An 8803-nucleotide genomic window follows, 5' to 3' on the forward strand; every position below is an offset into this window, starting at 1 on the left:
ATCCTCCGTGATCACCAGCTACGACGCGCGGCGAGACGGAGTACGTGCATCGAAGCTGCGCGTGACGCGTGGCGTCCCCGGGCCACTCTTCGCGGTTCGCGGACACGGCATGCCTAATGTCATCCGTTCGGCATGCACTCCGCGCCATCCTGGTGCTCGTGAAAATCCTCCTGACCTCCGGGGGAGTCACCAACGGCAGCATCCGCGCCGCCCTAGTCGAGCTGCTCGGCAAACCGATCGAGGAGTCGCGCGCGCTGCTGATCCCGACGGCGCAGTGGGGGCATCCGATGTGCTCACCCGAGAGCGTGTGGCGCACCGTCGCGGGCCAGTGGGGCGGAGAGGCGGGCCTCGCTGACCTCGGCTGGAAGTCGGTCGGCGTCCTCGAGCTCCTCGCGCTGCCGACCATCCCGGAAGACCGATGGATGCCATGGGTCCACGACGCCGACGTCCTCCTCGTCGACGGGGGAGAGGCGGTCTACCTCGCGCACCAGCTGCGCGAGTCCGGGTTGGGCGCGCTGCTCCCGTCGCTGTCGGACACGGTCTGGGTCGGCGTGAGCGCCGGCAGCATGGTGCTGACCCCGCGGATCGGCCCCGCGTTCGTTGAGTGGCAGCCCGACGGCACCGACGAGACCCTCGGCATCGTCGACTTCTCGATCTTTCCGCACCTGGACTATCCGGGCTGGTCGACCAACACGACGGAGAGCGCGCGCCGGTGGGCTGCGAGGATCGGCGGCCCGGCGTACGCGATCGACGATCAGACGGCTCTCGTGGTCGTAGGCGACGAGGTGCGTGTCGTGTCCGAAGGGCAGTGGGAGTCCTTCGACCGCGAGTGATCGGCTTACGGCTTCCAGAACCCCATCGCGCACATGAGCCGGGTCTCGTCGTCGGCGTCCGCGGGCGGCTCGATGGCCGGCGGGAACACCCCGAACTGGCGCCACTCGTCCGCGTGCGGGGTGACGTGCTCGTTCATGCCGGCGATGAGCTCGGGGGAGAGGTGGAACGGGCTGCCGAACTCTTTCGCGATCGAATACGCCTGTGAGGCGCGGTACGTGGCCATGTGCGCGAAGCCCTCGCCGGCGGGGTAGTCGCCGTAGGTGAATCGGAAGGTCTCCGCGACGTCACCGGCGCGCACCGCCGCTGTCGCGTCGTCATTGAGGGCGTCGTAGGACGCGATCGGATCGTCGCCCAACAGGTCGGCGTCGGCGAAGGGGTCGCCGTCGGCCGCCGCGCGCCCGGCGATCACATCGGGCACCCACGCTTCGTCGTACGCATGGCGGCCCAGGATGCCGAGCAGGGTGGGCGACTCGAGCTGGCTCCATTCCTGCGGCACGGGGGAGGAGAAGTCGGCGGGGTCAAGCTGGTCAATGACCTCACGCAGAGCAGCGTCGGCGTGGAGGAAGAGTTCCGCGGGAGTCATGGCGGGGACGATACTCCCGGGTGAGGGCGCGGGCCAGGGGGATTCTCAATAAGGAGCTGCGCTTCGGAGTCGTTGTCCAGCGTCACCGCGCGACTGAGCTGCGAACCCTCCTACCGATAGCGTGATGACAGAATCCGCAGATGGCGGGGCCGGGGGGCGTTCACGTGGACAACGACATCTTTCTGATCATCGGCATCGTCGTCGCCGTCGGGGCGGTGCTGCTGATCCTCCTGATCGGCTTCTTCATCTTCCGGGCCTGGTATCAGGTGCCGCAGGCCGACGAGGCAATCGTCATCGTCGGTAAGAAGCAGCGCGGCGAAGACGGTCTGACGTCGAACATGACCGTCATCACCGGCGGCGGCGCCTTCGTCAACAAATTGACGCAGCGTTCGGACCGAATTTCTCTGCGGTCGCGCCAGATCAAGATGGAGCCCGTCGCGCAGACGAAGAACGGCGTGACCATCCACCTCGCGGGTGTCGCACTCGTGAAGATCGGGTCGCTGCCCGACCAGGTTCGCGCGGCCGCCGAGCGCTTCGCCTCGCAGGACCAGGCAATCGACGTCTTCACCACCGAGCAGCTCGAGGGTGCGCTGCGCGGAGTCGTCGCGAAGCTCAACGTCGAAGAGGTCATGCAGGACCGTCAGAAGCTCGGTGACGAGATCGCCGAGGGCATCAAGGGTGACCTACTCGCCCAGGGTCTCGTGCTCGATTCCTTCGCGATCCAGGGCGTAACCGACCGCAACGGCTACATCGAGGCCCTCGGCGCGCAGGAGGTCGAGCGCGTCAAGCGTGAAGCCGAGGTCGCCCGTATCGAGGCGGCCCGTGAGGTCAAGGCGCGCCAGCTTTCGACCGAAGAGGCCAACCTCATCGAGCAGACCGCGTTCGACAAGAACACGGCGGCATCCAAGTCCGAGGTCGGACGCGCCAATGCCGAAGCGGAGCAGGCCGAGAACCTCGCGCGCGCGGAACGCGAGCAGGCCGTGCTCGTGCAGCGCGCTGAGAACCGTCAGGCCGAGCTCGACGCCGACGTCAAGCGCGTCGCGGACGCCGAGAAGTACCGCAAGCAGACCGAAGCCGACGCCGAGTCGTATGCGCGCCAGAAGAAAGCCGAGACCGATCGGCAGGTGGCGCAGCAGGAATCGGATGCCGAGGCCTATGCGGTGCAGCGACAGGCTGAGGCTCGGCAGGCGTCAGCCGCAGCCGAGGCGGTCGCCGTACGTGCACGGGCTGAGGCGGAGGCCGAGGCGCTGCGTGCGAAGTCCGCCGCGGAGGCCGAGGCGCTCCGGGCTAAGGCCAACGCCGAAGCGGAAGCTATCCGCGCGAAGGGTGAGGCGAGCGCCGCGGCGATCCAGGCCGAGGCCGAGGCGTTGCGCGAGAACCAGGAAGCGATCCTCGGCCGAGAACTGATCGGGCAGCTACCCGCGCTGATGGCTGAGTTTGCCAAGGGGTACCAGAACGTCGGCAACGTCACCCTCGTGGGCGGCGACAGCGCCGGTACGCACATCGCCCGGGAGCAGGCTGCGGGTCTGACAGCGACGTTCGAGAGCGTGAAGTCGGCGACCGGCGTCGACCTCCGCGCGATTCTGCAGGGTCAGGCGTTCGGGCGCGGCGTCGCTTCCCAGTCGTCTCGGGACCCGGAGTCTTCCTAAGTGGTCGGAGCCGTTTCTGACCGGACAGTCCAAAACAAAGCTGCAGTTGACCTAAAGGTTTCATATGACTGACCCCAATCAGAATGCACCCGCTGGCTGGTACGCCGACCCCGCCGGCAATTACGAGCGGCGTTACTGGGATGGCACTGCGTGGACGGAGCACGTCTTCAGCGCGGGGGTCCAGAGCATCGAACCGCTCCAAGTTGGGGGCGACGCAGTCGTCCGTGTGGAGTCGAGCGTTGAGCCTCCCCCTGCGACTCGTCGAGAGGCACGCGGGTCACAGCAGGACGAGAAACGCCCCGCGGAGGAGCCCGCTCCCATCGCTGCCGTGGCGACGACAGGCGCTTCCAACCGTAAGATCTCGTTCTTCGGTGCGAAGAAGCAAGCCGAATCGCTCCTTCGGGAGAACGACCGTCTCTCTGGGTTGGTAACGCAGTACGGGCTCAACGACATCGCTGAACTGGACCGTGTCAAGGCGGACCTTCTTTATCAGGTCAAGGCGGCGGAGATCGATCTGGGGCGCGTCCGTGCGGAAGTGTCTGCGGCCAAGTCCGAGAGACTCGGTGTTGAGCAGGAGACAGTCAATCTTCGCGACGTGGTGCACCTGCAGGAATATGGACTGTTTGACTTTGAGAACCCCGCGGAGTCATCGGTCGCCCTCGCGACCGAGCTGGAGTCCGTGCGGAGCGAGATCAAACAGATCGTTCGCATGGGCGATGCGACCAAGGCGGCGGTCAACTTCACTTTCAACAACAGTGCGACTAAGGGCCGCAAGTTTGTGAACGACATGTCCAAGCTCCTGCTGCGGGCTTACAACGCAGAGGCGGAAAACTGCATCAAGACGGTACGAGCTGGCAACCTGGAAGCCGCCCAGAAGCGACTTTCGACAGTAGTGACGCAGGTTGAGCGACTTGGCGCGATGATCGAGCTCTCGATCACCGCTACCTACCACCGACTGCGCTTGCGGGAACTCGAGCTGGCGAGTCGGCATCTCCAGGCTCTGCAAGCGGAGAAGGAATTGGAGCGAGCGCGTCGCGAAGAGCTTCGCGAGCAGAGGAAGGCGGAGCAGGAGCTAGCCAGGGAGAAGGAGCGCCTCCAGAAGGAACGTGCGCACTATCTGAACGCAATCTCTGTGCTTGTAGCTAATGGAGATGACGATGGCGCAGCGCGGCTTCGGGCGAAGCTCGACGATGTCGATCATGCGATCGAGAATGTCGACTACCGCGCCGCAAACATCCGCGCCGGGTACGTCTATGTCATCAGCAACATCGGCGCCTTTGGCCCGGATGTGGTCAAGATCGGCCTCACTCGCCGACTGGACCCGATGGATCGGGTCAACGAGTTGGGTGACGCTTCGGTGCCATTCCGCTTCGACGTCCACGCGCTCTTCTTTGCAGATGACGCCGTTTCAATCGAAGGTATGTTGCATGAACACTTCGCCGGTGAGCGACTGAATAAGGTGAACTTTCGGCGCGAGTATTTCCGCGCGACACCCGAACAAGTTCTCGAGGCGCTCCGGGAACACAACGTTGAGGTGCTCGAATACTCGCTCGAGCCTGCCGCCGTCGAATACCGTAGCTCGATCTCGTCTTTGATCTGATGCGGCCCTAGCGGGTATCCCGAGACGCCGAAAAGCCCGCGGCGAACACCTGACGCCGCGTGGGCGCCACACCAGCAGCGCCCCCGCGCCGCCCTCACAACTCCAGCTCGACCGCCGTCTCCAGTGCGGCCTCGATCGATCGCATCCATCCGTCCTTCAGGGCGGTGTTGGCCTCGTCGTAGAGCGAGGCGCCGTCGACGAGGTTGCTCGAGCACGCGCACACCATGCCGGCGCGGAGGCCCCGCAGGCGCGCGACGACGAAGAGGGCGGATGCCTCCATCTCGACGTTCAGCAGGCCCATGCGGTGCAGCTGGTCGATCCATTCCGGGGTCTCGGCGTAGAAGGCGTCGTCGCTGACACTGATGCCGGCGTGCGCCCGGGTGCCGGCCTTGGTCGCGAGCCGCGTGCTGTGGCGGGTGAGGGCGAGGGTGAGCTCGGCATCCGGGACCGCCGGGAACCCCTTGGGCACGTAGGCGTCCGTGGTGCCGTCGTTGCGGAAGCTGCCTTCGCTCACGAGCAGGTCGCCCGGGGCGATGCCGGGCTGCAGGCCCGCAGAGCTGCCGACGCGGATGAAGCTCGTCACGCCCACGCGGGCCAGCTCCTCGACGGCGATCGCCGTGGACGGACACCCCATCCCGGTGGAGGTGGCGGTGATGTGACGGCCCTTGTACCAACCGGTCATGGTCCGGTGTTCGCGGTTGTGAGCGACCTCCTTCACGTCCGTGAGGAATTCGGCTACAAACGGCACGCGGAAGGGATCGCCGGGGAGGAGGGCGACGGACGACACCTCGCCGGGCGCGATGCCGATGTGGTACTGCCGGGCCGTGAGGCCCGCCTGAGACTTGTCGACGACAGTGGACATGGGGGAACGACCTCCGGTGGGAAATGTGACGATGGGTATCGCCGCAGTCCCCGCCCTGTCGCGAAGCGCCATGGTTGATAGGACACGCAGTGCGCCGACGCTACCACGCGGGGCGGAGGCCCTCCGCCGAGGCTCTACCCACCCAGCTTCAAAACCCACCGCGCGATCCGCGCCGCCCGCACCTCCGCCGTGGTCGCCGTCGTCACGTCGAACAGCGCCGAGTACCGCGCAGAGCTCGTGAGCGCGGTGAAGGCCGTGGCGGCATCCGGAACCTCCCGGAGGGCGGCCAGCAGGTCGTCGGGGGTCTCGATGGTGGCGGGACCGGCGTAGGCGCGGTCCCACCGGCCGTCGGCCTGCGCGCGCTCGATCTCGGCGAAGCCGCGGGGACGCATCCGGCCTGCGGCGATGAGCCCGGCGACGAGGTCGACATTCCGCTTCGACCACAGCGACCGCGCTCGCCGCGGCGTGAAGTGCTGATGAAAAGTTTCACTGTCGCGGCCCCGGCGGCGGCCGTCGATCCATCCGCTGCACAGCGCTTCGTCGAGCGCGAGCGCGTAGGTGAGCGACGTAGGCGTCTGCACGCCCTTCTTCGCGAGGGTGAGCCAGACGCCGTCGCTGACGTCCTCGTTCTCGTCGAGCCACACGCGCCACGCGGCGGCATCCGGCACGGTCAGGTGTTCCAGGTCCACGAGCAGCCTCCGAGACGACGAGTGATGAGCAGGATGACAGAGGTCTAGGCGGCGGCGCGACCTCAGAGACCGTGGGAGAAGCTGGCGAATCCGCGGCGGCCGGAGGGGGATCGGCCGTGCCGGCCGCCGGACAGCGTCGACCAGAGCTGACAGGCCGCATCGGAGATGAATTCACGATGACCCAACCCCTTCGCTACGGCATCAACACCACGCTCGACGGCTGCGTCCACCACGAGGCCGGCCTCCCGCCCGATGCGGAGTCCATGGCGTTCTGGACCGACGAGCTCCGCCGCTCCGACACCGTCCTCTACGGCCGCGTCACGTTCGAGATGATGCGCGACGCGTGGCGCCGGCCCGGGTCGGGGCCGTGGCCCGACTGGATGGACGACGACGACATCCGCTTCGCCGAGGTCATCGACGCGATGCCGAAGGCAGTGGCATCCATGTCCCTCGACCGCGTGGACTGGAACGCCGAACTGCTCAGCGGTGACCTGATCGACGCCGTCCGAGCGTTGAAGGAACGGCCGGGTCGCGGGATCTCGTTGGGCGGCGTGCACCTCCCTGCGCAACTCGCCGAACTCATCGACGAGTTCACGTTCGTCGTGCACCCGCTCATCGCCGGGCGCGGGCCGCGGCTGCTCGAGAACGCGGACGTCGCGCTCGAGCTCATCGAGCGCCGCGAGTTCCGGTCGGGCGTCACCGTGCAGCGCTATCGCCCCCTCAGGTGACGACCGTCACGCCGCGGCCCGGGAGCGGCGAGAAGCACCCCGCCGCCCCCGTCGACGTCACTGCGCGGCGACCGAGAAGCTCCACGTCACGCCGAACTTGTCGGTCAGCATGCCGAAGCCGGCGCTCCACGCCGAGGCGGCGAGCGGCTCGACGACAGTGGCATCCATCGTCAGGGAATCCCAGTAGCCCTGCAGCTCCTCGAGAGTGGGGGAGCTGAGCGAGACGAACAGCGCCTGGTCGGTGATGGTCGTGTTGTTCTCGCGACGGGTCGAGCCGCCGCCCGCGACGCCGCCCTCGCTCTGGCCGGGGATGTCGTATGCCATCACCCGGAAGCCGTTCTCCGCGGCGACGACGCCGAAGACGACCTTGTCCGCGCCGGGGATGTCGGCGGGCATTCCGAAATCGGCATACGTGTTGACGGCGAGGTGCCCGCCGAAGACGGACTGGTAGAACTCCAGCGCCGCACGCGCATCGCCGCGGAAGTTCAGGTGAGTGGTGGTCTGAACGGTCATGTTGTTCGCTCCTTCGAAAGCCGAGCCCCTCGGCTCGTGACAACGACGATTCCAGCCGTATAGGTCAGTTCCTGTCCTAGATCGGAAATACTCTGGATGCCATGGCCCCCACCTCGCGCCTCCTGACGCTCCTGTCGCTGCTGCAGGCGCGCCGGGACTGGCCGGGGTCCGTCCTCGCCTCGCGGCTCGGCATCAGCGACCGCACCGTGCGCCGCGACGTCGACCGGCTGCGCGAGATGGGATATCGGATCTCCTCCACCCTCGGCCCGGACGGCGGCTACCGCCTCGACGCGGGGGAGGAGCTGCCACCGCTGCTCTTCGACGACGATCAGGCGCTCGCCGTGGCAATCGCGCTGCGCACCGCCCCGTCGCTCGGGGCCGGTATCGGCGAGGCGGCGGCGCGCGCCCTCGGCACGGTCCGGCAGGTCATGCCGTCGCGCCTCCGCCATCGGCTCGACGCCCTGGAGGTGACGACGGTGACGCGGCCGGGGGCGGCGGCATCCACGGAGGTCCCGCTCGACGTGCTCGTCACGCTCGCGCAGGCCATCCGCGATCGGCACACCCTTCGCTTCGACTACGGCGACGGCGACGACCGTCCTCCGCGACGCGCGGAGCCCCACCACCTCGTGACCTCCGACGGACGCTGGTACCTCGTCGCCTGGGACCTCGACCGCGACGACTGGCGCACCTACCGCGTCGACCGCATCCGCCCGCGCATCCCGCACGGGCCGACCTTCTCGCCGCGCACCGTGCCCGGCGGCGACGTGGACGCGTTCGTCTCCGCGCGTTTCCGGGGAGGGGATGCCACCTGGCCCTGCCGCGGAACCGTTCTCCTGCACCTCCCGGCGCGGGACGTGCGCCCGTTCGCCGGCGACGGGACCGTCACCGAGGTCGACGCGCACCGCTGCACGCTGGAGGCGGGGTCGTGGTCGTGGGAGGCGCTCGCCGCGGCGTTCGGCCGGTTCGAGGCGCCGATGGAGGTCGTCGGTCCGCCCGAGCTGTCCGCGGCCTTCGCATCCCTCGCCGAGCGCCTGGCGCGCGTGGCCGCCGCGGGGCCTGCCTCCTGACCCGGCGGGCTCGTGCGCTCTGCCCGTCCCGTGCCGTGCCGTGCCGTGCCGTGCCGTGCCGTGCCGTGACTTGGCGCAGATGTACGCAGAATCCCATGCTGCGCGTACATATGGGGCAAGTCAGCGCTGAAGTTGGGCCGTGAGGGCGGGGCTCAGGTCCGCCGTGTCGTGAGGTGGCGCAGATGTACGCGAAACCCCACCCTGCGCGTACATATGGGGCAAGTCAGCGCTGAAGTTGGGCCGTGAGGGCGGGGCTCAGGTCCGCCGTGTCGTGAGGT

Annotated in this window: 9 protein-coding genes; 5 read left to right on the top strand and 4 right to left on the bottom strand. The window is 67.8% G+C overall.

The genetic code is table 11. From position 1 onward, the window contains the following. Nucleotides 1–158: 158 nt before the first annotated feature. Nucleotides 159–833: a Type 1 glutamine amidotransferase-like domain-containing protein gene (locus tag ACO03V_RS03525; protein WP_423136624.1), complete on the top strand. Its 675-nt coding sequence runs from the start codon at nt 159–161 to the stop codon at nt 831–833. A 5-nt stretch (nt 834–838) separates the two neighbouring features. Here the strand turns inward: ACO03V_RS03525 and ACO03V_RS03530 are convergent, their stop codons facing one another. After that, the gene (locus ACO03V_RS03530; protein ID WP_423136625.1) at nt 839–1417 is read right to left on the bottom strand and encodes a hypothetical protein; all 579 of its coding nucleotides are present in this window, start codon (nt 1415–1417) and stop codon (nt 839–841) included. 164 nt (nt 1418–1581) lie between these two features. On the opposite strand from ACO03V_RS03530, the gene ACO03V_RS03535 reads away from it, so the two are divergent. Together ACO03V_RS03535 and ACO03V_RS03540 are read left to right on the top strand one after the other, a co-directional pair. Then, nucleotides 1582–3066, top strand: a complete 1485-nt coding sequence (locus ACO03V_RS03535) for an SPFH domain-containing protein (RefSeq protein ID WP_423136626.1) — start codon at nt 1582–1584, stop codon at nt 3064–3066. Between the two features lie 64 nt (nt 3067–3130). Continuing rightward, the gene (locus ACO03V_RS03540) at nt 3131–4666 is read left to right on the top strand and encodes a DUF4041 domain-containing protein (protein WP_423136627.1); all 1536 of its coding nucleotides are present in this window, start codon (nt 3131–3133) and stop codon (nt 4664–4666) included. A gap of 94 nt (nt 4667–4760) precedes the next feature. Here the strand turns inward: ACO03V_RS03540 and ACO03V_RS03545 are convergent, their stop codons facing one another. Together ACO03V_RS03545 and ACO03V_RS03550 are read right to left on the bottom strand one after the other, a co-directional pair. Beyond that, nucleotides 4761–5528: a nucleoside phosphorylase gene (locus ACO03V_RS03545; RefSeq protein ID WP_423136628.1), complete on the bottom strand. Its 768-nt coding sequence runs from the start codon at nt 5526–5528 to the stop codon at nt 4761–4763. A gap of 134 nt (nt 5529–5662) precedes the next feature. Continuing rightward, complete coding sequence (locus ACO03V_RS03550; RefSeq protein WP_423136629.1) at nt 5663–6217, bottom strand: YdeI/OmpD-associated family protein; 555 nt, start codon at nt 6215–6217, stop codon at nt 5663–5665. Nucleotides 6218–6393: 176 nt separating this feature from the next. Here ACO03V_RS03550 and ACO03V_RS03555 point away from each other — a divergent pair, with 176 nt between their 5' ends. Beyond that, entirely contained in the window at nt 6394–6945 is a 552-nt protein-coding gene (locus ACO03V_RS03555) for a dihydrofolate reductase family protein (protein ID WP_423136630.1), read from the top strand. A gap of 57 nt (nt 6946–7002) precedes the next feature. Here the strand turns inward: ACO03V_RS03555 and ACO03V_RS03560 are convergent, their stop codons facing one another. Next, the gene (locus ACO03V_RS03560) at nt 7003–7458 is read right to left on the bottom strand and encodes a VOC family protein (RefSeq protein ID WP_423136631.1); all 456 of its coding nucleotides are present in this window, start codon (nt 7456–7458) and stop codon (nt 7003–7005) included. Between the two features lie 101 nt (nt 7459–7559). Between ACO03V_RS03560 and ACO03V_RS03565 the strand changes: the two genes are divergently transcribed. Beyond that, the gene (locus ACO03V_RS03565; RefSeq protein ID WP_423136632.1) at nt 7560–8525 is read left to right on the top strand and encodes a helix-turn-helix transcriptional regulator; all 966 of its coding nucleotides are present in this window, start codon (nt 7560–7562) and stop codon (nt 8523–8525) included. The last annotated feature ends 278 nt before the right edge of the window (nt 8526–8803 follow it).

The organism is Microbacterium sp. HMH0099 (assembly GCF_049384025.1).
GTDB lineage: Bacteria > Actinomycetota > Actinomycetes > Actinomycetales > Microbacteriaceae > Microbacterium.